Genomic DNA, 22,899 nt, shown 5'->3' on the forward strand with positions numbered 1-22,899 from the left:
GGGATTTGCGCGCATTGCGGCAGCGGAAGAGCACGGAGGGTGAGCACGACAGGATGTGGATGCCTCATCCCCGAACCCCGCTGCGCAGAGTCGTGAGCAGGTAAGCGCCGAGCAGGGTCGTCAGCGACAACAACAGCGCGCCACCCACGGGTTGGGCGATCACGCCGGCCAGAGCCTCCACATAGCGCTCTCCGCCGAAGGGCCACGGCATCAGTACGAGCTCACGCAGCCGCATCGGAAAGCCGACCGCGCTTCGCACCGTCGGCCCCTCCAGCACCTTCTGCAACAGGGGTACGACAAGGAGTGGCACGGCGACGACCGCCGCGAGCCCGGCGGACGTGGAACGGAAGACCCCCGCCGCCAGCACTCCCGCCCAGGCGCACCCCACCACGAGGCCGCTCCAACTGGCGCCGAGCGACAGCCAGTCGGCGGGGAGCGAGATGAGTTCTCGTCCGTAGACGAGATAGAGCACTTCGAGGTCGCAGCCCACGGTGAGGAAGGCCAGCAGCAGCCCAGTGACCGCGGCCACCAGGAGTTTCGCGACCAGCAGCCCCAGCCGACGGGGGACGGTGCCGCGGTCCGCGGCCAGGGCGGGGTGGCGGAACTCGTCACCGAAGGCGACCGCGCCGAGCAGTCCGGCGCCGATGGCGGCGGGCGGCAGCGGCAGTTCCCGCGGCCACGCGGCCAGCAGCCGCGGCTGCGGAGTGTGCCCGACCCGGGCCAGGACTACGGACGTGAGGGCGGAGGTGACCAGTACTGCGGCGGCGGTGACGTATCCGGTGCCCACGCCAGTCGCGCGGCGAAGTTCGTAGCGCAGCGGACGCAGGGGATTCCGGGCCGGGCGGACTTTGATGGGCGGCGGGAGCGGGGGCAGGGGGTCCGGGTCGGACGACTGGGCCGGGGGCGACGCGGGAGGATCGTGCGGCGCGGGGTTTGCGGGGTCGGCGTGAGGTGCGGAGTTGACGTCCGTTTCGTCGGAGGTGGGTGTCCGCGGACCGGCCGCCGTTTCCTGAGACCCTCCATGCCCGTCCGGGTCTTCCGGGCCTTCCGGGTCTTCCGGGCCTTCCGGGCCTTCGGGGCCTTCCGGGTCTTCGGGCTCTTCGGGCTCTTCGGGCTCTTCGGGCTCTTCGGGCTCTTCAACGAGCGCCGGCTGTTCCTCGACCGGCCGCCGAGCCTCATGGACCGAACCGTCGGGGCTCTCGCCCTGCGCGGGGGGCCCTTCGCCGGTCGACGGCGACGGCAGTGTCGGTGTGGGCGCGCGGTCTGAGGACAGCGGCGTCGGCGTCGGCGTCGGCCCCATGTCCCCGGTCTCGTCGGCGAGTTGGTGTACGAGGACGCCGTGCCGGAAGGCGGTCTCGCCGATCTCGGCGCAGGTACTGCCGTAGACCGACAGCCGGTTGCCGCCCTCTCGCACAATCTCCACGGAACGCCGTGCGGTCCTGGCCTCCTTGGTGAGCAGCGCGCCCAAGCGGGCGGCATGCGGGGTGCGGACGGCGACGCGGGGGCGGAGCCTGGTGCGGGAGAACTCGGCGACGTCCTGGTCGGCGATGAGTCTGCCCTGTTCGAGGGTGAGGACCTGGTCGGCGGTCCGCGCGGCCTCCTTGGGGTCGCGGGTGGCGAACAGGACCGTGCCGCCTTGGTTGGCGTGTGCCCGCATGATCCCGTGCAACCAGCGGCTCTCGCGGACGGACAACGCGGCGGCAGGGTCGTCGAGGACGAGGGTGTGCGGGGCGGACAACAGGGCGCACGCCAGGCCGAGGCGGCGGTCCATGCCCCGCGAGAGCGTGCCCAGCCGCACATCACGCAGGCTGACCAGGCCCACGACCTCCAGGACTTCGTCGGCGCGCCGCACGGGCAGCCCCACGGCGGCGCAGAGCATGCGCAGATGACCGCGGACCGTGCGGGCCGGGTGGCCGGGCACGTCGCCGAGCAGCACGCCGACTTCCCGCGCGGGATGAGCGATGCGATGCAGGGGGCGGCCTCTGAAGTAGGCGATTCCGCGGCCCTTTTGGAGTTCGAGCATGAGCTTCAGCGCTGTGGTCTTGCCCGCACCCGGGGTGCCGAGGAGTGCGGTGACGCGGCCGGAATGGGCCTCGAAGGACACGTCGTCGACGGCGGGCCGAAGCTCCTTGCGGGGGATGCTGGTCAATCCGATGGCCTGGATCACCCACAGCAAGATAGCGCGGTATGTCCGTTTTTCCGGGCACCTCGGAGCTTACTTCGCAGGCGGCCTCGCAGCCTCCGGGCACGGCATCGGGTCGCGGTCGGCGTACGACTCGGATTCATGTCCACCGCGCGTGCCGACTCTGCGGCGTCAGACCTCGGGGCGCAGCATCGGCGGGTTGAGCAGAGTGGCGCCGCCGGCGCGGAAGAGCTGGGCAGGGCGGCCGCCCTGCCGCGTGGTGGTGCCGCCGGTGGGCACCAGGAAGCCGGGGGTGCCCGTCACCTTGCGGTGGAAGTTGCGCGGGTCCAGCGCCACGCCCCACACCGCCTCGTAGACGCGGCGCAGCTCGCCGACGGTGAACTCCGGCGGGCAGAAGGCCGTCGCCAACGACGAGTACTCGATCTTGGAGCGGGCGCGCTCCACGCCGTCCGCGAGGATCTGCGCGTGGTCGAAGGCCAGCGGCGCCACCGGTTCACCGTCCCGTCCGTAGCCCCCCTGTGCCAGCAACTCCTCCACGGGGGCCCAGCGTGCGCTGTTGGCGTCGCCACCGGGACGCGGCGCAGGCAGGTCGGGGGCGAGCGCGAGGTGGGCGACGCTGACGACCCTCATCCGCGGGTCGCGCTTCGGGTCACCGTAGGTCGCCAGCTGCTCCAGGTGAGCGCCGTTGTCCTGAGCGGGGGCGGACGGGTCGTGGGCGGTCAGCCCGGTCTCCTCGGACAGCTCCCGCGCCGCGGCCTGCGCCAGGTCCTCGTCAGCCCGTACGAAGCCGCCGGGCAACGCCCACCGCCCCTGGAACGGCTGTTCGCCCCGCCGTACCGTCAGCGCGCAGAGCGCGTGGCGGCGGACGGTCAGCACGACCAGGTCCACGGTGACAGCGAAGGGCGGGTAGGCCGACGGGTCGTAGGGCATGCCGCGATCATAGTCGTCTGCCTGACGATAAACGCTCCCTTCGCCGATCGCTTCACCACTTGATCCACTTCTGTCGGATACGGGGCTCATGATCTTGTCGCCGGTCACCAGATGTCGGTACCCGTGATCGTCCGATCACACGTCACGCCGGTTCACACTCCCAACTGCAGGCCGTCAGCCGCCTCCTCGACCATGGCGAGCCCCAGTCTGCTGACGCGTATGGCGAAGGGGGAACCCGCCACCCGCAGTCCCGTCAGGCCGATCTCCCCCAGCGGCGCACTGCGCACCGGGCGCAGCGTCACCGTGCCGGCCGGGGCGTCGGGACGGATTCCGACGAGGGTGGTGAGCAGAAGCACGCCCGAGGCGGCCGCCGTCGCGGCCGGTCTGCAGGCCGCGGGATGGGGCAGCGGAGCACCACCTGCCATCCGCTGCTCCCCCGCGTACATCTCCGGCAGCCGGTGGCCGAAGCTCTCGGCCGCCGCCAGCACTCCCCGCAGCAGCGAGCTCGCCTCCTTCTCGTAACCCGCGGCGGCCAGCCCCGAGACCGCGATCGCCGTCTCCTGCACGCGCACGGCGCCGCTGCGATGGCCGAACGGGTTGTACGCCGCCTCCTTCACGCCCAGCGTCCGCAGCCCCCATCCCGAGTCCATGGCGGGTCCGCCGAGCAGCCGCGCGAGTTGCTCGGTCTGCACCTTGTCGAGCAGGCCGGGGGCCTGGTCACCCGCGCCGAGCAGCCCCGTGTCGAGGAGGTGGGCGGTGCCTGCGCCCAGGTGCGGCACGAGACGCCCGCCGGGCTTACGGGCAGCCGCGGGTCTGCCACCACCCCGGTCCTCGAGCCAGAAGTCCGCCCGGAACCGGGTCCGCAGCTCTCTCGCCCACTCCCTCAGCTCCGTCCCGCCGGGCCGTCCGTACGTGTCGAGGAGGTCGGCGCCCAACAGCGCGGCCCGGTGGGCATACGCCTGGGTCTCGCAGCGCAAGGGCCCGCCGGGGCGCGGGTCGGGCAGGTACATCCCGTCTCCGACGGCGGCCCGCAGCCACCGCAGGCAGCGCTCGGCTGCGGGCAGCAGTTCCTCGGTCTCCTGCTCGGGAAGCCCCCAGCGCCGGGCCTCCGCGAGGAGCACGGGGAACAGGAGCGTCGCCTCGGTGCCGGTGCAGACCGGCGGCAGATGAGGGCCCGCGTCCCGCCGTGGGCCGGGGATCATTCCGGACCGGGTCTCCGGGCCCTCGAGTTGGGCGCGGGCCAGGGTACGCAGGGTGCCCGCGGCGAGCCGGGTGCCGAGCGGCAGGGTCATCCGGGCGGCGATCAGCGCGTCGGCCGGGGCCATGCCGCAGCGCCAGGGTGCTCCGGCCGCGAGGTGGGTGTCGGACGGGTTCGCGGGGTCGCGCAGCAGCAGGGCTTCCAGGTCCTCCAGGCAGGTGTGCAACAGCGCCCGGACCCCGGGGTCGTCCCCTGCGGCCTCTGTCTGGGCGAGAGGGCTGGTGGCGCCCCGGCTCACCGGTCTGATGGGTCCCGCGCCGTCCGGCCGTACACGCAGTTCCACGCTCCGGGTGCCGCCGGGCGGGAGTTCCAACTCCCAGCGCAGCAGTCCCGCGGAAGCCAGGGCATCGGAGGGCGGGGGGTTGGCGGTGACGGTCGAATGCCCGGTGGCGCAGGACCAGCGCAGGCCGGAGTCGTGGACGCTGGCGGGCAGTTCCGGCCCGGCGCTGCCGGAGGCGACGGCGCCCAGTTCCGCGAGGTCCGTGCCCAGGGACACCTCGACGGGCAGGCGCAGCGAGCGGCGGGCGGTGCTGTGCAGGGTGATCCGCTCGGTGCCGTCCGCGTAACGCGTGCGCTCCACCACGACGTCCGGGTCCGGCCCTGCGTCGGCGGAGATGCGCAGCGTGCCCATGAACCGAGCCCGGTCGGCCGTGACCATCCGTGCCTGCACGGCGAGCGGCTCCCGGCCCGCCACTCGAACCTGACAGCGGGCGAGCACACGCCGCCCTGCGCGGTAGAAGCCCTCCATCCCGCTCCCGGTCAGCTGGCCCTGTTCGGTGGAGATCGCAAGGCCCGGCAGTGCGACGCAGATCAGCGCGGTGTGGGCCGGCGGCAGCTCCGTGGGGCGCCGCGGGGCGGGCGGCGGTGCCTGGGGGGTTGCCGGGCTTCCCGCGCCTGTGAGGGGTTGCGCCGGCAGGTTGCCCGTGCCGGGCAGGGCAGACATCGAGGCGCCCAAACGCGAGGCCGTGGCACGGGGCGAGGGGCTGCGGATGTCCTTACGCGAAGCGCTACAGCTGTCCTCATCCCGCGCACGGGCGGAGGGCTGGGTTGGCGTGCGGAGGGACGGGACGTCGTCGTAGGCGTCGGGCATGGAGGACCGGGGCATGGGGCGGCTTCTTCTGCGTTCGGCGCGCGTGGGATGCGCTCGGCACCAGGTGGGGGGCAAGAGAAAGACGGGATGACATGGCCGCGAGGGCAAGCCATGGGTACCGCCACACAGGTGAACGGAGCGGCTCCACTCCGGGTCACGCCTCATCTTCGTGCTTTTCGGGAAAGCGACCGAATGTCGGCGCGACGGAGTCGCGCGGGTGGCCGTGGAGCCGCGCGGCGGTGCGCTCGGGGGTTGCTCGGCGGTGTGGGTCCCGGACCACGTCGGCGCACTCACGTGTCCCCCTCCGTGCCTTGTTGTCCGCCACTGCGGCGGACCCGTGCTCGACCGCTCGCGCCGTCCGCCGCACGCCCCGGCCGCCGCCCGGCGGGTGAGCCGGCGTCGGCGGGACGAGAACGACGGGTCGGGGCCGTGCCGGGTGAACGCCGGGGGGCTCGGGCATGGGAGCCCCCTTCTGAGCGTGCCCTGCGTCGGCGTCGGGAGCCGGTGTCGCACGGCCCGTCCGAGAGGCTTTCCGCATCGTCGGACGGAGTGGCAGGGCTCGTTTCGCCCTCGGTATCCGCGCACCAGGCAGCAGCGTGGCTCGGGTCGCCCTCTACGCGGCTCGAATCGTCCTCGGCGTCGGCGCACCGGACGACGCGGCTCGTTTCGCTGTCGGCATCGGCGCCCTCGGCTGCCCTCGCCAGGTCGCGTCCCCTGCGTTCCGCGCGCAGACAGCGGCGGATCGATTCCGGGTCGAGACCCTCGTTGCAGGCCTGGTGCAGGAGGCGGGCGAAGAGGTAGTCGGGGTCGGCGGCGAGGGCCATGGCCAGGGCTTCGCGGGCCTCCAGTTCGTCGCCGGAGGACCAGGCGACCCAGCCGACCAGTGTGAGCGGGGCCGCGGCGTGCTCTCCGTAGGGGCCGACGCACCGACGGGACAGAGCGCGCCAGAGACGGAGGGCCGGCCTGGCTTCCTCACCTTCCATCCACTCGGCGGCGCGATCCCGGGTCGCGCGGTCCTGGAGTCCGAGGATGAGGGTGGCGGCATCGTCGTGCCCGATGAGTTCGTCGTCACGAAGGTCCGCGTCGAGTGCGCCGGACACGATCGGGTTGTCCGCGAGACGCTCCATCATGCGCCGGGCCAGCGCAAGCGTCTCCTCGGCCACCTCCGCACGGCTCTCCGCGTCCAGGATGCGCGGCACGAGGGAGGACTGAGCGATGTCGAGCGCGGCCTCCTGCTGCAGCGCGGCAGCGGTTTCCCACGGCATCAGCCGTCCCCGCAGTTCCTTCAGGGTGCCGCGCACCTGAAGGCCCGCGTAGGTCGCGGCGGCGGCCAGCACCGAGGTGCCCGGCAGCCCCATCGACTCACCTTCGGGCGAGCAACATCCGTTGCCCGGGCAGCAGTACGACCAGAAGCGGCCGTCGGAGAGGCACAGGGCCTCCACCACCGGAACGTCGAGGACGCCGCAGGCCCTGCGCAGGAGCTGTGCGAGTGGTCGCAGGCGTTCCATCACGTCGCGCGCCGACTCACCGTTCGCCGGGTCCTGGCAGAGGAAGGCGACCATGCTCTCCGGCTTGGCGCCCCGGCGCTCGCTTCCGGTCACCAGTCCGTGGGCCAGCTGCTGGGCGACGGACGGCCAGTCATCCGTCTGGGCCGGGATGCCCAGCCGTGCCCGCCCACCGAACCGTCCGCGCGTGTCGCGGTCGTGCAGCGCGACCAGGACGACGCTGTCCTCGGGGTGATAGCCGAGCAGGTAGGGCAGGGCGTCGGCCAGTTCGGCCGGCGTGCGGAGCGTGACCTGCTGTTCTCCGCAGGGACCGGCGGCGGCACCGTGTGCCGCGTACACCTTGGACTCATCGAGTCCCAGGGGCGGGGCATGCGTACCGGACACGGAGTGTCCAGACGGCTGTCCGGACCCGGAGTGTCCCTGCCTTGGACGAGAGTGCCTGTCGCGACTCTCGTACGCGGGGCTCTCTCCGCGCCCACCGCAGCTGTTCTGCCCGCTGATGTCACCGTTGCCGGAGGTCCCGGCCGCTTCGCTGTGATTCGTCATGCGGCGACCATCTCGCGGATCTTGAAGTTCCGCTTTTGCCTGTGGATAAGTCCGACCATGATCACGTCAGAAGCTGTCCACAGTTCGCCGTGCCCGTTCGCGCGATGTCCGAGGCATCGGGTTGCATGGGGCCATGAGCGACGAAGACCTGCCCTCCACTGCCCGCCAAGATGTGCGTACGGCCGCCGATGCCGTGCTCGCCCGCCTCGTCGGCGCACCGGCGGGTGCCGCACGGCTGCGCGAGGACCAGTGGCGCGCCGTCGAGGCGCTGGTCGCCGACAAGCGCAGAGCCCTGGTGGTGCAGCGCACGGGCTGGGGCAAGTCGGCGGTGTATTTCGTCGCGACCGCACTGTTGCGCGAGCGGGGCGCCGGCCCCACCGTCATCGTCTCCCCGCTCCTCGCGCTCATGCGCAACCAGGTGGAGGCTGCCGCCCGTGCCGGAATCCACGCTCGAACCATCAACTCCTCGAACACGGAGGAGTGGGACACGATTCGCCAAGAGGTCACCGCAGGGGCGGTCGACGTGCTCCTCGTAAGCCCTGAGCGGCTCAACAACCCGGACTTCCGCGATCAGGTCCTGCCCGAGCTGGCGGCCGCGACCGGCCTGCTCGTGGTCGACGAGGCGCACTGCATCTCGGACTGGGGTCATGACTTCCGCCCGGACTACCGAAGGCTGCGCACCATGCTGGCCGACCTCCCGCACGGCGTCCCCGTGCTGGCCACGACCGCGACGGCCAACGCGCGCGTGACGGCCGACGTGGCCGAGCAACTGGGTACCGGCGGCGGCACCGACGCGCTGGTCCTGCGCGGCCCGCTGGACCGGGAGAGCCTGAGCCTCGGGGTGCTCGAACTGCCGGACGCCGCCCATCGGATGGCCTGGCTCGCCGACCACCTTCACGAGCTGCAGGGCTCCGGGATCATCTACACCCTCACGGTGGCCGCCGCCGAGGAGGTCACCACGTTCCTGCGCCAGTGCGGGCACACCGTGACGTCGTACACGGGGAAGACGGAGAACGCGGACCGTCAGCAGGCCGAGGAGGATCTGCTGGCCAACCGGGTCAAGGCCCTGGTCGCGACCTCGGCGTTGGGCATGGGCTTCGACAAGCCCGACCTGGGCTTCGTGGTGCACCTCGGCTCGCCGTCCTCCCCGATCGCCTACTACCAGCAGGTGGGCCGCGCGGGCCGTGGGGTCGAGCACGCCGAAGTGCTGCTCCTGCCGGGCAAGGAGGACCAAGCGATCTGGGAGTACTTCGCTTCCGTCGCCTTCCCTCCGGAGGAGCAGGTACGCCGCACCCTGGATGTCCTCGCCCACGCGGAACGGCCGCTGTCGTTGCCCGCCCTCGAGCCGCTGGTGGAGCTGCGCCGGTCCCGGCTGGAGACGATGCTGAAGGTCCTCGACGTGGACGGCGCCGTGCGGCGCGTCAAGGGAGGCTGGGTATCCACCGGCGTCCCCTGGGCGTACGACACCGAGCGCTACGCCTGGGTAGCCAAGCAGCGCGCGGCCGAGCAGCAGGCGATGCGTGACTACGTCACGACGACGGGCTGCCGTATGGAGTTCCTGCGGCGGCAGCTGGACGACGAGGAGGCCGCCCCGTGCGGTCGCTGTGACACCTGCGCGAAGCCCCGCTTCCCGGACTCCGTCTCCCCGGCGGCGCTGAACGCGGCGCGCGGCGAGCTGGGACGGGCGGGTGTCGAGGTCGAGCCGCGCAAGATGTGGCCGACAGGGCTGCCGGCGGTCGGCGTCAACCTGAAGGGGCGTATTCCGGCCGGTGAGCAGGCCGCGCCAGGGCGTGCACTGGGCCGCCTCTCGGACATCGGCTGGGGCAACCGGCTGCGGCCGATGCTCGCGCCCCAGGCCCCCGACGGGCCCGTCCCGGACGATGTGGCGAAGGCAGTTGTCGGCGTGCTGGCCGACTGGGCGAAGGGCCCGGGAGGCTGGGCCTCCGGGAGCACCGACGCCCAGCCGCGCCCGGTCGGTGTCGTCACCATGGCCTCGCGCTCCCGGCCGCACCTGATCGGCACCCTCGGCGCGCGGATCGCCGAGATCGGTCGTCTGCCGCTGCTGGGATCCGTGGCGTACACCGGTGCGGTCTCCCAGGTCACCCGCAGCAACAGCGCACAACGGCTCAAGGCACTGGACGGGGCGCTGACCGTGCCGCCCGAACTGGCCGTGGCGCTCAAGGAGACGGTCGGCCCCGTACTCCTGGTGGACGACGTGACCGAGACAGGCTGGACGCTCGCGGTCGCCGCGCGCGTGCTCCGGCGTGCGGGGGCGCAGGGGGTGTTGCCGCTGGTTCTCGCCGTGCGGGCTTGAACGAGGCGTACGCCGAAGTGGGCCCCTGCCGCTCGATCGTTGCCGTCGAGCCCTATGAGCAGGGATATAAGCGGTGGATCACCACAAAACCGCCAGTGGCCCCAATTGCTCGTTGCCGCAACCAAGTTCGGCAGGAAGAATTGAAGTCCGCTCCCCGCACGGCTCACCCGTGAATCGGTAGGGCTTCTGCTGCGGCGTGCGCTCCCCCAAGTCCGACCCCCGCCCGCAGTGTGGGCGCGTAGCCGAAGGGAGGATCGTGACCTTCGGATTCGCTCCGTCCTCGGCGGCCTCCATGTCGACGTCTGCCGACCTGTCCGCCGCTTCCGCCAACCGGTTGCTCGAGCCCGCGGAATGGGCCGCCGCCGGGATTCCGCTGCTGCGCAATCCCCGGGAGGTCGTCAGCGGGCTGCACGCACGGCACCAGCCCCGGCCCGCGACCGCGGTCATCGCCGTTCTGGACCCGGACGAACGGCTGAGGGCGAGTGCCTCGTTCACCCGGCGCACGGCCCCGGCCGACGGGTGGATGTTCCGCAACGCCCTGCTGGCCCAGTTGCGCCGGGTCATCCCCCACGACCTGCGCCGCCGCACCCCGGTACGTACGGCCGTGCTGCTCTACTGCCGTGAGGGCGACGCGCGTTGGACGGAGGAGGACGGAGCGTGGATGTGGGGCCTGCGGGACGCCTGCACCCTGCACGGACTGCGCTGCGGGGCGTACATCACCCTGACGCGTGACGGCTGGCAGGTCCTCGGCGAGGGCCGCGGCGGACGCCGCCCCCACGCCGACTCACCCGCCGAACCGTTCGCCACGGCGGTGGCACCGCCGCCGATACCACGCACCGGCGGCGCCGCGTCCGATGTACTCCGGCGGGTGGCGGCGCGCTGAGCGGCACAACCGCGCTGCCGGGAGCGGTGGCGGCAGGACCCTGACCCTGCCCGCTCCAGGCCCACGGCACACCCAGGCCCAGACCTCGAAGCCCCGCCTCCCCAGGGCGCCTGCGCCGCCACAAGCCGACGCCGCACAACGGCGGGACCGCTCCAACACCACCCACCAAGCCGTGCCGCACCGCGCAGCCGCCGTCACAGACCGCGCCACACGCGCCTCAACCAGCCATGCTCCCCACTCCTCGCCGCCCCGGGCACTCCCGCGGAAAAGACCCCGGGCACGCCGAAACACCCCGCAGGCACGCCGAAGCGCCCCGTCGCGGGGTGTGGCCGAAATGGCGCCCTGATCGTCATCCGGGCACGCGCGGCTGCCCGGTGAGCCCTGGCGGGCCGACCGGGAGGAGGTCCGCAGTCGCTCAGACTCCTGCGCCCAGCACGGAGTTGATCGTCTCCGGGTCGCCGCAGACGATCAGCAGGGCGTGAGCCCGGCCGAGTGCCTGCGGCAGCGCCTGCGCGGTGACGGAGTCGGAGTCGGTGCCGCCGTTGACGGCGACCACGACGACGGGACGCGGTGCGGCCCGACCGACGGCGGAGGCATCGGCGTAGAAGACGTCGTCGCCGGCGTCGTGCTGCGCCCAGTAGGCGGCTTCGCCGAAGGACAGCTCGTGGGCGGCCCACGGATGCGACTCGCCGGTGGTGATCACCAGCACGTCGCCGGGGGCACGCCCCGACTCCAGCAGCAGGTCGACGGCTTCCTCGGCGGCATCCAGCGCCCCCTCGGCCGAGGCCGGGATCAGCTGGATCTGCGGAGTGGCGGCCGGAGCGGACGGCCCGGGCTTGGCCGCTGTGTGCGACGCGCGCTGGGCCGGCACCGGCCGGGCAGGACCCGGGCGGCCGGGACGCGGCGGAGCCGCGGGACGGGGACCGGGTACGGGACGGGGGGTCGGCGCGACGCGGCCGCTGGCCGGAGTGGCACGCGGACCCTGGGCACTCTCGTGAATCTGAGGCTCCTCGGGAATGAGAGGCATGAGCTGATGTTTATCAAACGCCGGTGCGACTCGCGTCGGCGGGTGGCACATGAGCGCGAACGAATCCGTCAGAAATCGAAGCCCAGCTGACCCTCGATCTCCGGAACGCTTCCGTCCGCCCAGTTGCGGACCTTCTTGAGGTGCCGCCACTGGGGCAGCGCATCAAGATACGCCCACGACAACCGGTGGTACGGGGTCGGACCCCGCTCCGCCAGCGCGGCCTTGTGCACGGGCGACGGATACCCGGCGTTGGCCGCAAAACCGAAGTCTGCATGGTCGATACCCAGTTCGGCCATCATTTTGTCGCGCTGAACCTTGGCGATCACCGAAGCCGCCGCGACGGCGACGCAGGACTGGTCGCCCTTGATCACCGTACGGACCCGCCAGGGCGCTCCGACATAGTCGTGCTTGCCGTCCAGGATGACCGCCTCGGGCCGCACCGGAAGCGCCTCCAGGGCCCGTACGGCGGCGAGCCGCAGCGCGGCCGTCATACCCAGGTCGTCGATCTCCTCCGGAGAGGCGTGACCGAGGGCGTACGAGGTCACCCACTTGAGCAGTTCCTCGGCGAGCGACTCGCGCCGCTTGACCGTCAGGAGCTTGGAGTCGGTGAGGCCCTCGGGCGGTCGGCGCAGTCCGGTGACCGCCGCGCAGACGGTGACGGGGCCGGCCCAGGCGCCTCGCCCCACCTCGTCGACACCGGCAATGACCTTCGCTCCGGTCGTGGCGCGCAGGGAGCGCTCGACGGTGTGAGTAGGTGGTTCGTACGGCATGGCGCCCTTAGCCTACGCCGCCGATGTCCCCCTGCGACACCCAGGTTTCCCGGAGCAACCTCAGCCCCATCGCGGAACCGGGTCAGGCGCCGTGCGGGCGCAGCAGCGGCACCATCAACTGGTCGATCATCTCCGCCATGTCCCCCTCGCTCCATTCGCTTCCGCACATCTTCGAGCGGTACATCATCATGGCTGGAATCGCATCGAAAACATAGCCGTTGGCCGCGTCGGGTCGTACCTCACCTCGCCGAATTCCCCGCTCCACGATCTCCCGCAGCAGCTTCACCGTCGGCTCCACGACCCCCCCGATGATCAGGCCATGGAAGCGCTCGGCTTGGATGGTGTCGCATTCGTGAATGACTGAGCGCAGCGCGAACCCGGGACGCGAGAACATGGCCTCGCGTGCCTGCCGACACAGCTCCAGCAGATCCTCGCGCACGCTTCCCAGGTCGGGTGCGGCGTCGAAACGCGGAAGTCCGGCCTGGAGCGCGTCCGCGACGAGGTCCTCCTTGGACGGCCAGCGGCGGTAGACCGCGGCCTTGCCCGTCTGGGCGCCGGCAGCGACGCCCTCCATGGTGAGGCCGTTCCAGCCGACCGTACTGAGCTGCTCCAGCGCGGCGTCGAGGATCGCACGCTCGAGCACGGCGCCGCGCCGGCGCGGGGAGGCCGTCTGGGCAGGAGCGGCCGTCCAGCGCGAAGTGACCATCTGTGCGTCTCCGTTGAGCCTGAGGGGGTGGGTTCGTGGGACGAGCGGACGAGCGGACGAGCGAGGCGTCCCCGGCGGCGACTTCGGTGAACGCTTGCGTTCACTAAGGGGGACTCACTACCGTGGACGCGTCAGTGAACGCGAGCGTTCACTAAGGCACTTGTGGGGGACCCATAGTGACGACCTCTCCGTTGATTCAGGATCAGAAGCCGGGAGCAGCCCGCCGGGAGGGGCACCCCGGCATCGCACTCACCGTCATCGCGGCCTGCCAACTCATGGTGGTACTCGACGCGACGATTGTGAACATCGCACTCCCGCACATTCAAGACGCGCTCAAGTTCAGCACCACCGACCTGACATGGGTGGTCAGTGCCTACACGCTGACCTTCGGCGGTCTGCTGCTGCTCGGCGGCCGGGCCGGTGACGTCCTCGGCCGCCGCCGCGTGTTCATGACCGGAATTCTTCTCTTCACGCTCGCCTCGCTGCTCGGTGGATTCGCCCAGGAGCCGTGGCAGCTGCTGGCGGCGCGTGCCCTTCAGGGCATCGGAGGCGCGATAGCGTCCCCTACCTCGCTGGCTCTGATCACCACGACGTTTCCCGAAGGCCCGGAGCGCAACCGGGCCTTCGGCGTCTTCGCCGCCGTCTCCGCCGGTGGCGGTGCCATCGGTCTGCTCGCCGGCGGCATGCTCACCGAGTGGCTCGACTGGCGGTGGGTGCTCTTCGTCAATGTACCCATCGGGGTGCTGATCGCCGTGCTCACGCCGATGTACATCAGCGAGTCGGAGCGGCACCCTGGGCGGTTCGACATCGCGGGCGCGCTGACCTCGACTGCCGGTATGGCCACGCTCGTCTACGGCTTCATCCGCGCGGCGGAGGACGGCTGGCGGGACGGCCTGACCATCGGTTCCTTCGGGGCCGCGGCGGTGCTGCTGCTGGCCTTCGGCTTCATCGAGACCCGGGCCAAGGAGCCGATCACCCCGCTGAGGATGTTCGCCGACCGGAACCGCTCGGGCACGTACGTGATCATGCTGAGCCTGGCCGCGGCGATGTTCGGCATGTTCTTCTTCATCGTGCTGTTCGTACAGAACGTGCTGCAGTACACGCCGATCGAGGCCGGTCTGGCCTTCCTTCCGGTGACCGTCGCGATCGTCACGGGCGCGGGGCTGTCGCAGCGGTTCCTGCCGGTGCTCGGGCCCAAACCGTTCATGGTGGTCGGTTCGACGGTCGTCGCGCTCGGCCTCGCCTGGCAGACCTTCATCAGCCCCGACAGCTCGTACGTCGGCGGGGTGCTCGGCCCCATGCTGGTGTTCGGTTTCGGCATGGGACTGAACTTCGTGACCCTCACCCTGACCGCCGTCTCCGGGGTCGCCCCGCACGAAGCGGGCGCGGCGTCCGGCCTGCTCAACGCCACGCAGCAGGTGGGCGGTTCACTCGGTCTGTCCATCCTCACCACGGTCTTCGGCTCGGCCAGCCGTGACGAGGGGGAGAAGCAGGTGCAGCTCTTCATGGCGGAGGGCACGGCGGAACAGAAGGCCGAGTTCGCCAGGACCCAGCAACTGCCCGCTCCCTGGAGTCACGAAGTACTCGCCCAGGGCATCTCAACGGCGTTCGTCCCCGCCGTCGCGATGGCCGTGCTCGCTCTGGTCACCGCCGCGTTGGTGATCAGGGTCCGCAAGAGCGACCTGGACGCCCTGGCCGGCACGGCAGGACCCGCCGCCGGAGGCTGACAGGCACCGCCCACGGCCGAACCACGCCCGGAGACCGACAGCGAGGGCGTGGTCCGGTCGTGGCGGGCCTCAGGGGTACAGCGAATCGGCCTCACTCTCACCGCACTCCAGCGCGCTCGCCCCCTCCGACAGCGGCCGCTCGTCGAGGATGCGCCTAGCTTCGGCGTCCCCCCAACTCGTCGCATACCAAGGGAGGTTCGCCTCGTCCATATCGGCCTTGATCTCCCGCAGCGCACACGACCGCAGGGGCTCCTCAAGTCTGTCCAGGGCCGGTACGGCGTCGGCGGACAGCCCCTGGGCGTACTCGAGGTCGAACCGGCCCGTGTCCTCGTACCGCTGCACATTGCGCTCGGCGATCAGCCCGTCCGGCGACACGAACCCGAACACGAGCACTCCGGCGACCGCGCCGGCCGCGACGGCGCGCGGCAGCCAGCGGGCTCCCCACACCCCGGCAGCCATGATGAGCACGATGACCAGGCCGAGCCAGAGCTCCACGGCCAGCACCGAGATCCTCAGTCGCGTCAGCCCATAGGCCTCCACATACATGTCCATACGTCGCACAGCGGATGCCACGACAACGAGCGCCAGCGCGCACAGAGTTCCCAGCACACCGCGCACGAGCGTCCGGTCACTCGATCGAGTGCGCGGCGCCCAGCGCAGGGCCACGACGATGACCAGCAGGGTGAGCAGGGTGGCCATGAGCAGCTGCCAGAAGCCCTGGCGCGCGTACTCGGCGTACGTCTGGCCGGTCTGCTCCAGCACGGCGTCGTAGCCACCGAAGAGCACGGCGAGCTGGACGGCGTTGAAGACGGCGAAGAGCGCGACGAGCCCGATCAGCGGCAGTGCCCACTCGACGCGGCCGCGTGCCCGTCCGGCCGGTACCTGGATCCGGTCCCAGTGGGCCGGCGCGGCCGCCGTACGAGCCGCCGCGAGGGTCCCGAACAGGCCCACCATGAGGAGCAGGACCCGCCAGGGCCCGTCGGACACGGAAACGTCGGGCACCAGCACGCCGAGCAGGTCCGCGAAGGCCGCGTCCGCGCCGGCGAACAGTGCCCCGAAGACGAACAGCAGCACCGCGGCCACGACCAGCGCCCGCAGCAGCGGTCCCAGGCGGCGGCCCTGGTCGCCACCGACCCGCTCGCGCAGCCCCTGCCAGGCCCACACCGGGCCGGTGACCACGGAGGTGAACACACCGATCGGGCTGAGCAGGACGGCGGGCCAGGTACGGCCGCCGTGCAGCGCGAGCGAGCCCGCCGCCAGCGCGGTGATGACGGCGAGGAACGACGGCCAGGCGGCGGCGCGCAGCGCGGGCACGAGCAGCAGGGCGAGCCCGCCGACGCCCCAGACCAGCGCCCACGGGCGCGGACGCCGGCCCGCCCGCCGTCCGGCGAAGTACGCGGCCAGCGTGGCGGGCACGGCGACGACGAGCAGATTGACCGCCATCCCCTCGCCGAGCAACAGCATGCTGAGGACGCCGGCGGCCAACGCGGCCCACAGGGTCGCGGTGTGGATCGGCGCCGGTTCTTCCAGCCCGAGGCCGGTCGCCCCCGGCGATGCGGGCGGCGCGGGCGGCGGTCCGCCCGCCGCGACCGAACGGCGCTTTTCCTGCGCCGCCCGTTCTCCGGATGCCGACCCCTTGGGCTCGGACGTGGACGGCGCCGACGGCGTTGACGGTGTTTCGGACACGGGACCCCCTCCCCCGACCGGCCCTCAGCGCCCACCGTAAGCAGCGTGCCGCTGCGGCAGAGGGCCGGTGGCCGGTGTCTCGTCGCCGCGTCTCGTCATGATCAACACGCGGTGTGGCGGACAGGGTATGCAGCGAGAAAGCCCGTAGCGGCAGCCGAAGACCGCACCGTGGCAGTCCTGTGGCAGTCCTGTGACAGTTGAGGCGATTGTGGCAGCTGTGATCCGGGAACCGCGTCCCGCTCCGGCCCGCCGGCCCAGCGACAAGTCGGCTAGCCCACCGACAACCAGTTCGGCAGCCCTTCGGTCTGCTCCACCCAGGCCTCAGGAGGCGTCCCGGCCTTTCCGGATGCGACCACTCCCCCAACGATCGCGCAGGTCGTGTCGACGTCGCCGCCCACCTGGGCCGTCGTCCAGAAGGCAGGTTCGTAGTCACCGAGGGCGCGTGCGGCCGACCAGAGCGCGAACGGCACGGTGTCGTGCGCCGTCGTACGCCGCCCACAGCCCAGTACGGCGGCGACGGTGTCGGCGTCGCCGTAGTCGAGCATGTCCCGTGCGCGCCGCAGGCCCGCCCCGACAGCGCTCTTCGGGACGAGCGCGATAACGCCGTCGAGGAGCGCGCCGGCGCTCGGCGGTCCCGCCGGGTCGGCCGCGAAGGCGGCGGCAGCGGCGACCGCCATGGCGCCGACGACGGCCTCACGGTGCTGGTGGGTGGGGTACGACGAGATCTCCGCCTGGTGCGTCGCCTGCTCGGGGTCATCCGCGTACCAAGCCCCCAGCGGTGCGATCCGCATGGCCGCGCCGTTGCCCCAGGAGCCCTGGCCGTTGAAGAGCGCGGAGGCCAGCTCACGCCAGTCGCCACCCTCGCGGACCAGGCGCAGCAGGCGGTTGACCGCCGGCCCATAGCCCCGGTCGAAGTCGTGGTGCACGGCGAAGGAGCGGGCGAGCTCGTCCTGGTCGATCCGGTGGTGGGCCGCGAGGACGGCCACGACGGAGCAGGCCATCTCGGTGTCGTCGGTCCACTGCCACGGAGCGGGCGGCGTCTCGCGGCGCTTGAGCAGCGGATAGTTCGCGGGCACGAAGTACTGCGAGCCCAGCGCGTCCCCCACCGCGAGTCCGCGCAGGCTGGCCAGGGCGCGCCCCAGGCGGCCGTCGGGAGAGGAGTCAGCGGTCATCGCACAGCCACTCTAACCGGTGGGTCCATACGATTCCGGGTCTCGCCAGCGGTCGAACGGCCGGTCGAGCGCGTAGCGGCCGTCATCTCCGAGAACGAGCATCCGCATCTCCGCGTTCCCCGGGTTCGACAGCGACTCGAACTCCGCGACAGTCCAGTGGAACCACCGCATGCAGAACAGCCGCATGGCGAGGCCATGGGTGACGAGCAGGACGTTCGGCGGATGATCGGGGTCCTCGAAACTACGGAACAGGCTCTCCAGGAAGCCACCGACCCGGTCGTACACGTCGGCGCCGGACTCGCCCTGCACGAAGCGGTAGAAGAAGTGCCCGTAAGCGTCCCGGTAGGACTTCTGGAGTCGTACGTCGTCGGGGTCCTGCCAGTTGCCCCAGTCCTGCTCGCGCAGTCGGGGCTCCTCACGGACACGCACCTGCTCGGGGTTCAGGTGAAAGGCCTGGAACGTCTCGTGCGTCCGGCGATACGGGGAGACATAGACGCTGACGCGCTCGCTTCCGAAGATCTCGCGCAGCCGTTTCCCGGTCTCCTCGGCCTGCTGCCAGCCCCGCTCGGTGAGCGCCAGGGCATGGTCGGGCTCGCGTTCGTACACGGTGTCATCAACATTGCCCGTTGACTCCCCGTGTCGGACAAGGACGATGCGCCGTGGTCGTGCCATGCCAAAACCCTAAAGGGGGCGAGGGCGTATCGAGCACTCGTCCGGGTTCCATAAGGCGTAGGTCACACATGTCCTGCACATCAGGACGCCAAGACGGTGGGTCGTTCATCAAACTGTCCGGGACTCGAATCTCAGCCCGCCCTCAGACCGTCCAGCTCGGTTCCAGCTCCACGATGTCGCCCGCGAGAGCGGCGACGTCCGCTTCGATCTGAGCCCGCAGGGCGAGGCGTTCGATGCGTTCGACGCGGTACTTTCCGTGCTCGGCAGCCGACTGCCACATGGAGAGGATCACGAACTCGTAACCGGGTGCCTCACCGAACAGACCGCGCACCATGCCCGGGGAGCCGGCCATCGCGGGGTTCCAGACCTTCTCCTGCATCAGCGCGAAGTGCTCGGCCCGCTCCTCGTGGACACGGCAGTGCGCCACCCGCACCAGATCGGCGTCCGCGAAACGCGGCTCGAAGCCCGTCTTCACGTCGAATCGGTGATCGAAGAGCTTGACCTGCATGTCCTTGTAGGTGCCCGACTGCGAGGCGGCGAGCCGGTCGTGGGAACGCGCCATGAAGGAGTCGTAGAAGGCCCGGCTCTCCCAGAAGGAGAAGATGTGTGCCACACCGGGTCGTGCCCGGCTCCAGCCCCCACCCTGTCCACGGAAACCCGGCTCCCCCAGAAGCCCCGCCCACTTTCGCTGCCCCCGCTCGAAACCGCGGCGGTCGACCACGGTGCAGCGAATCCACTTGACCAGCACCGCGCCATGGTAAGGCCACGGAGCGTGGCGCCGGTCACGCTCAGACCGGTCGCACGGGGGCGAACGCCCGCGCACGCGTGCAAGGATGGGTAACTGGCCTGGGCCGCGAGGCAGTTCGGCCCGCTTGTACTGAAGAGACGGGGAGGAGAGTTCTGTTGAACGGCCTCAACAAGGGCATCCGCAAGGTCGAGATCTCGTTGAAGTGGGATCCGAGCCCCTCCGGGCAGCCGCCCACTGATCTCGACCTCATCGCAGCGACCTACCTGGCGGCCGAACCGAGCGGAAGGCCCGCTTATGTCGTGCACTTCGACAGCCGCTCGCCCGACGGCACCATCACCCTCAACCGCGACAGCAAGACCGGGCAGGGCTTCGGTTGGGACGAGGTCATGACGGTGGAGCTGAACCGCCTCGACCCCCGGTACGGGCGGGTGGTCGTCGGTGTCGCCATACAGCAGCGGAACGGTGAGAGGGCCTTCGTCAACGTCACCAAGCCCGCCCTGCGCATCCGCGAGGGCTACACCGTCCTGGCGGAGGACGACTTCGGTGGTGTCCTCGGGTCGACGGCCGCCACCGTGGCCGAGTTCATCCGCGACGACTCAGGCGAGTGGACCTTCCGCCCCGGCCTCCACGGCTACGACGAGGAGCCTGCGGCCTTCGCACAGATCATGGGCGCCCCGCGCGCATCCTGACCCGTACACCCCCACCGCGCCAAAGGGCGGCACGGCCATGACCGTGCCGCCCTCAGTGTTTCAAGGCGTCAGCTGCAACCGCTGGTCGAGCCGCAGCCCTCGCAGATGTAGCAGGAGCCGGCGCGCTGCATCTTCGTACCGCAGGAGAAGCACAGCGGGGCGTCGGCCTGGATACCCAGCTGCATCTCCACCAACTCGGCGCTGGTGTGGGCCTGCTTCGGGGCGGGCTTGACCGCCCCGTCCTCCGTCTTGGGGGTGGCGACGGCCTTCAGGCCGGACTGCCGGGGCGCCGACTGGGCCAGACCCTCGACGTCGACCTCCACGTCGTCGAGGATTGGCTCGTACGAACCGGTCTCCAGGTGACGCTGACGCTCCTCGGCGGAGTGGATGCCGAGCGCGGAACGCGTCTCGAAGGGCAGGAAATCGAGCGCCAGGCGACGGAAGATGTAGTCGACGATCGACGCGGCCATCCGCACGTCCGGGTCGTCCGTCATACCGGCCGGCTCGAACCGCATGTTCGTGAACTTGGAGACGTACGTCTCCAGCGGCACGCCGTACTGCAGACCCACCGAGACGGCGATCGAGAAGGCGTCCATCATGCCCGCGAGGGTCGAGCCCTGCTTCGACATCTTCAGGAAGACCTCGCCCAGGCCGTCGTCCGGGTAAGAGTTGGCGATCATGTAGCCCTCGGCGCCGCCGACGGTGAAGGACGTGGTGATGCCGGGACGCCCCTTCGGCAGGCGCTTGCGGACCGGACGGTACTCGACGACCTTCTCGACCGCGGTCCGGATCGTCTCCTCGGCCTTCTCGGTGATCTCCGCCTTCTCCGACTCCTTGGTCTTCGCGGAGAGCGGCTGACCGACCTTGCAGTTGTCGCGGTAGATCGCGAGCGCCTTGACGCCGAGCTTCCAGGCCTCGAAGTAGATCTCCTCGACCTCCTCGACGGTCGCCGTCTCCGGCATGTTGACCGTCTTGGAGATGGCGCCGGAGATCCACGGCTGGATCGCGGCCATCATGCGGACGTGACCCATCGGGGAAATGGCGCGCTCGCCCATGGCGCAGTCGAAGACCTCGTAGTGCTCCTGCTTGAGGCCCGGGGCGTCGATCACATTGCCGTGATCGGCGATGTGGGCGACGATCGCCTCGATCTGCTCCTCCTGGTAGCCCAGGCGGCGCAGGGCCTGCGGGACCGTGCCGTTGACGATCTGCATCGAGCCGCCGCCGACCAGCTTCTTGAACTTGACCAGCGCCAGGTCCGGCTCGACACCGGTGGTGTCACAGGACATCGCGAGGCCGATGGTGCCGGTCGGGGCGAGCACGGACGCCTGCGAGTTACGGAAGCCGTTCTTCTCGCCGAGGCGGAGGACGTCCTGCCAGGCCTCGGTGGCGGCGGCCCACACCGGGGTGTCCAGGTCGTCCATGCGGACGGCCGTGCCGTTGGCGTCGGAGTGCTGCTTCATGACGCGGTTGTGGGCGTCGGCGTTGCGGGCGTAGCCGTCGTAAGGGCCGACGACCGCGGCCAGCTCGGCGGAGCGCTTGTACGCCGTGCCGGTCATCAGGGAGGTGATGGCACCGGCGAGGGCGCGGCCGCCGTTCGAGTCGTACGCGTGGCCGGTCGCCATCAGTAGGGCGCCGAGGTTGGCGTAGCCGATGCCGAGCTGGCGGAAGGCGCGGGTGTTCTCGCCGATCTTCTGGGTCGGGAAGTCCGCGAAGCAGATGGAGATGTCCATCGCGGTGATGACGAGCTCGACGACCTTGGTGAAGCGCTCGACCTCGAACGACTGGTTGCCCTTGCCGTCGTCCTTGAGGAACTTCATCAGGTTCAGCGAGGCGAGGTTGCAGGACGTGTTGTCCAGGTGCATGTACTCGCTGCACGGGTTCGACGCGGTGATCCGGCCGGACTCGGGGCAGGTGTGCCAGCGGTTGATCACACCGTCGTACTGGATGCCCGGGTCGGCGCAGGCCCACGCGGCCTCGGCCATCTTGCGGAACAGCTTCTTGGCGTCGACCTTCTCGATGACCTCACCGGTCATACGGGCGCGCAGGCCGAACTCGGTGCCGTTCTCGACGGCCGTCATGAACTCGTCGTTCACGCGGACCGAGTTGTTGGCGTTCTGGTACTGGACGGACGTGATGTCGTCGCCGCCGAGGTCCATGTCGAAGCCCGCGTCGCGCAGCGCGCGGATCTTCTCCTCTTCCTTCACCTTGGTCTCGATGAAGTCCTCGACGTCCGGGTGGTCCACGTCGAGGACGACCATCTTGGCGGCGCGGCGCGTGGCGCCGCCCGACTTGATCGTTCCTGCGGAGGCATCGGCGCCGCGCATGAAGGAGACCGGGCCGGAGGCGTTACCACCGGAGGAGAGCAGCTCCTTGGAGGAGCGGATGCGGGAGAGGTTCAGGCCGGCGCCGGAGCCGCCCTTGAAGATCATGCCCTCTTCCTTGTACCAGTCGAGGATCGACTCCATGGAGTCGTCGACGGCCAGGATGAAGCAGGCGGAGACCTGCTGGGGCTGCGGGGTGCCCACGTTGAACCAGACAGGGCTGTTGAAGCTGAAGATCTGGTGCAGGAGGGCGTACGCCAGTTCGTGCTCGAAGATCTCGGCGTCGGCGGGCGAGGCGAAGTACTTGTAGTCCTCACCGGCCTTCCGGTACGTCTTCACGATGCGGTCGATGAGCTGCTTCAGGCTCACCTCGCGCTGCGGGGTGCCGACGGCGCCCCGGAAGTACTTGCTGGTGACGATGTTGACCGCGTTCACCGACCAGAACTCGGGGAACTCGACGCCACGCTGCTCGAAGTTGACCGAGCCGTCGCGCCAGTTAGTCATGACGACGTCACGACGCGCCCACTCCACCTCGTCGTACGGGTGCACGCCAGGGGTGGTGTGGATGCGCTCGATGCGCAGGCCCTTGCTCGCCTTGGTGCCCTTGGCGCGGGAACTCCGTGCCGGACCGCTCGCCGTCTCTGTCATGCCGCCTCCCTGTACGGGCGAAAACGCCCTGAAGTGCCACTTTGTTCCGTGACACGGTGTTCTG

Annotated in this window: 16 protein-coding genes; 4 read left to right on the forward strand and 12 right to left on the reverse strand. The window is 70.7% G+C overall.

Annotation, left to right across the window (positions count from 1 at the left end):
- Nucleotides 1–64 precede the first annotated feature (64 nt).
- The 4 genes from CES90_RS08615 to CES90_RS08630 form a co-directional block, all read right to left on the reverse strand.
- Complete coding sequence (locus tag CES90_RS08615) at nucleotides 65–2,167, reverse strand: ABC transporter ATP-binding protein (RefSeq protein WP_189780648.1); 2,103 nt, start codon at nucleotides 2,165–2,167, stop codon at nucleotides 65–67.
- A gap of 147 nt (nucleotides 2,168–2,314) precedes the next feature.
- The gene (locus tag CES90_RS08620) at nucleotides 2,315–3,073 is read right to left on the reverse strand and encodes an NUDIX hydrolase (RefSeq protein WP_189780649.1); all 759 of its coding nucleotides are present in this window, start codon (nucleotides 3,071–3,073) and stop codon (nucleotides 2,315–2,317) included.
- A 152-nt stretch (nucleotides 3,074–3,225) separates the two neighbouring features.
- Nucleotides 3,226–5,274 carry a glycogen debranching N-terminal domain-containing protein gene (locus CES90_RS08625; protein ID WP_189780650.1) on the reverse strand — a complete coding sequence of 683 codons (2,049 nt, stop codon included), beginning with the start codon at nucleotides 5,272–5,274 and terminating at the stop codon, nucleotides 3,226–3,228.
- Between the two features lie 437 nt (nucleotides 5,275–5,711).
- Nucleotides 5,712–7,472 carry a DUF4192 domain-containing protein gene (locus CES90_RS08630; RefSeq protein WP_189780651.1) on the reverse strand — a complete coding sequence of 587 codons (1,761 nt, stop codon included), beginning with the start codon at nucleotides 7,470–7,472 and terminating at the stop codon, nucleotides 5,712–5,714.
- A 133-nt stretch (nucleotides 7,473–7,605) separates the two neighbouring features.
- Between CES90_RS08630 and CES90_RS08635 the strand changes: the two genes are divergently transcribed.
- A complete protein-coding gene (locus CES90_RS08635) occupies nucleotides 7,606–9,786 on the forward strand; it encodes a RecQ family ATP-dependent DNA helicase (RefSeq protein WP_189780652.1) in 2,181 nt (726 codons plus the stop codon).
- 256 nt (nucleotides 9,787–10,042) lie between these two features.
- Nucleotides 10,043–10,669, forward strand: coding sequence for a hypothetical protein (locus CES90_RS08640; protein WP_189780653.1), 627 nt, complete (start codon nucleotides 10,043–10,045; stop codon nucleotides 10,667–10,669).
- 415 nt (nucleotides 10,670–11,084) lie between these two features.
- Here the strand turns inward: CES90_RS08640 and CES90_RS08645 are convergent, their stop codons facing one another.
- From CES90_RS08645 to CES90_RS08655, 3 genes are all read right to left on the reverse strand, one after another.
- Nucleotides 11,085–11,696 carry a hypothetical protein gene (locus CES90_RS08645; RefSeq protein ID WP_189780654.1) on the reverse strand — a complete coding sequence of 204 codons (612 nt, stop codon included), beginning with the start codon at nucleotides 11,694–11,696 and terminating at the stop codon, nucleotides 11,085–11,087.
- Nucleotides 11,697–11,764: 68 nt separating this feature from the next.
- Nucleotides 11,765–12,466, reverse strand: coding sequence for a ribonuclease HII (locus CES90_RS08650; protein ID WP_189780655.1), 702 nt, complete (start codon nucleotides 12,464–12,466; stop codon nucleotides 11,765–11,767).
- 82 nt (nucleotides 12,467–12,548) lie between these two features.
- Nucleotides 12,549–13,172: a TetR/AcrR family transcriptional regulator gene (locus CES90_RS08655; protein WP_189780656.1), complete on the reverse strand. Its 624-nt coding sequence runs from the start codon at nucleotides 13,170–13,172 to the stop codon at nucleotides 12,549–12,551.
- Between the two features lie 176 nt (nucleotides 13,173–13,348).
- Between CES90_RS08655 and CES90_RS08660 the strand changes: the two genes are divergently transcribed.
- The gene (locus tag CES90_RS08660; protein WP_189780657.1) at nucleotides 13,349–14,899 is read left to right on the forward strand and encodes an MFS transporter; all 1,551 of its coding nucleotides are present in this window, start codon (nucleotides 13,349–13,351) and stop codon (nucleotides 14,897–14,899) included.
- Between the two features lie 69 nt (nucleotides 14,900–14,968).
- Here CES90_RS08660 and CES90_RS08665 read toward each other — a convergent pair whose 3' ends face one another.
- The 4 genes from CES90_RS08665 to CES90_RS08680 form a co-directional block, all read right to left on the reverse strand.
- Nucleotides 14,969–16,429, reverse strand: coding sequence for a DUF4153 domain-containing protein (locus tag CES90_RS08665; RefSeq protein WP_189780723.1), 1,461 nt, complete (start codon nucleotides 16,427–16,429; stop codon nucleotides 14,969–14,971).
- Between the two features lie 425 nt (nucleotides 16,430–16,854).
- A complete protein-coding gene (locus CES90_RS08670; RefSeq protein WP_189780658.1) occupies nucleotides 16,855–17,757 on the reverse strand; it encodes an ADP-ribosylglycohydrolase family protein in 903 nt (300 codons plus the stop codon).
- Between the two features lie 12 nt (nucleotides 17,758–17,769).
- Nucleotides 17,770–18,429 (reverse strand): histidine phosphatase family protein, encoded by a 660-nt coding sequence (locus CES90_RS08675; protein WP_189780659.1) that lies wholly within the window; start codon nucleotides 18,427–18,429, stop codon nucleotides 17,770–17,772.
- 142 nt (nucleotides 18,430–18,571) lie between these two features.
- Nucleotides 18,572–19,177, reverse strand: coding sequence for a YdbC family protein (locus CES90_RS08680; RefSeq protein ID WP_189780660.1), 606 nt, complete (start codon nucleotides 19,175–19,177; stop codon nucleotides 18,572–18,574).
- Nucleotides 19,178–19,275: 98 nt separating this feature from the next.
- On the opposite strand from CES90_RS08680, the gene CES90_RS08685 reads away from it, so the two are divergent.
- Complete coding sequence (locus CES90_RS08685; protein WP_268257006.1) at nucleotides 19,276–19,866, forward strand: TerD family protein; 591 nt, start codon at nucleotides 19,276–19,278, stop codon at nucleotides 19,864–19,866.
- Nucleotides 19,867–19,934: 68 nt separating this feature from the next.
- On the opposite strand, the gene CES90_RS08690 is transcribed toward CES90_RS08685, so the two are convergent.
- Nucleotides 19,935–22,835, reverse strand: coding sequence for a vitamin B12-dependent ribonucleotide reductase (locus tag CES90_RS08690; RefSeq protein ID WP_189780662.1), 2,901 nt, complete (start codon nucleotides 22,833–22,835; stop codon nucleotides 19,935–19,937).
- Nucleotides 22,836–22,899: the final 64 nt, after the last annotated feature.

This window comes from Streptomyces capitiformicae, from assembly GCF_002214185.1.
GTDB lineage: Bacteria > Actinomycetota > Actinomycetes > Streptomycetales > Streptomycetaceae > Streptomyces > Streptomyces capitiformicae.

Coding starts and splice junctions, on each gene's coding strand:
- CES90_RS08620 (WP_189780649.1), bottom strand. CDS start 3,073: ATGCCCTACGACCCGTCGGCCTACCCGCCCTTCGCTGTCACCGTGGAC.
- CES90_RS08625 (WP_189780650.1), bottom strand. CDS start 5,274: ATGTCTGCCCTGCCCGGCACGGGCAACCTGCCGGCGCAACCCCTCACA.
- CES90_RS08630 (WP_189780651.1), bottom strand. CDS start 7,472: ATGACGAATCACAGCGAAGCGGCCGGGACCTCCGGCAACGGTGACATC.
- CES90_RS08635 (WP_189780652.1), top strand. CDS start 7,606: ATGAGCGACGAAGACCTGCCCTCCACTGCCCGCCAAGATGTGCGTACG.
- CES90_RS08645 (WP_189780654.1), bottom strand. CDS start 11,696: ATGCCTCTCATTCCCGAGGAGCCTCAGATTCACGAGAGTGCCCAGGGT.
- CES90_RS08650 (WP_189780655.1), bottom strand. CDS start 12,466: ATGCCGTACGAACCACCTACTCACACCGTCGAGCGCTCCCTGCGCGCC.
- CES90_RS08655 (WP_189780656.1), bottom strand. CDS start 13,172: ATGGTCACTTCGCGCTGGACGGCCGCTCCTGCCCAGACGGCCTCCCCG.
- CES90_RS08670 (WP_189780658.1), bottom strand. CDS start 17,757: ATGACCGCTGACTCCTCTCCCGACGGCCGCCTGGGGCGCGCCCTGGCC.
- CES90_RS08675 (WP_189780659.1), bottom strand. CDS start 18,429: ATGGCACGACCACGGCGCATCGTCCTTGTCCGACACGGGGAGTCAACG.
- CES90_RS08690 (WP_189780662.1), bottom strand. CDS start 22,835: ATGACAGAGACGGCGAGCGGTCCGGCACGGAGTTCCCGCGCCAAGGGC.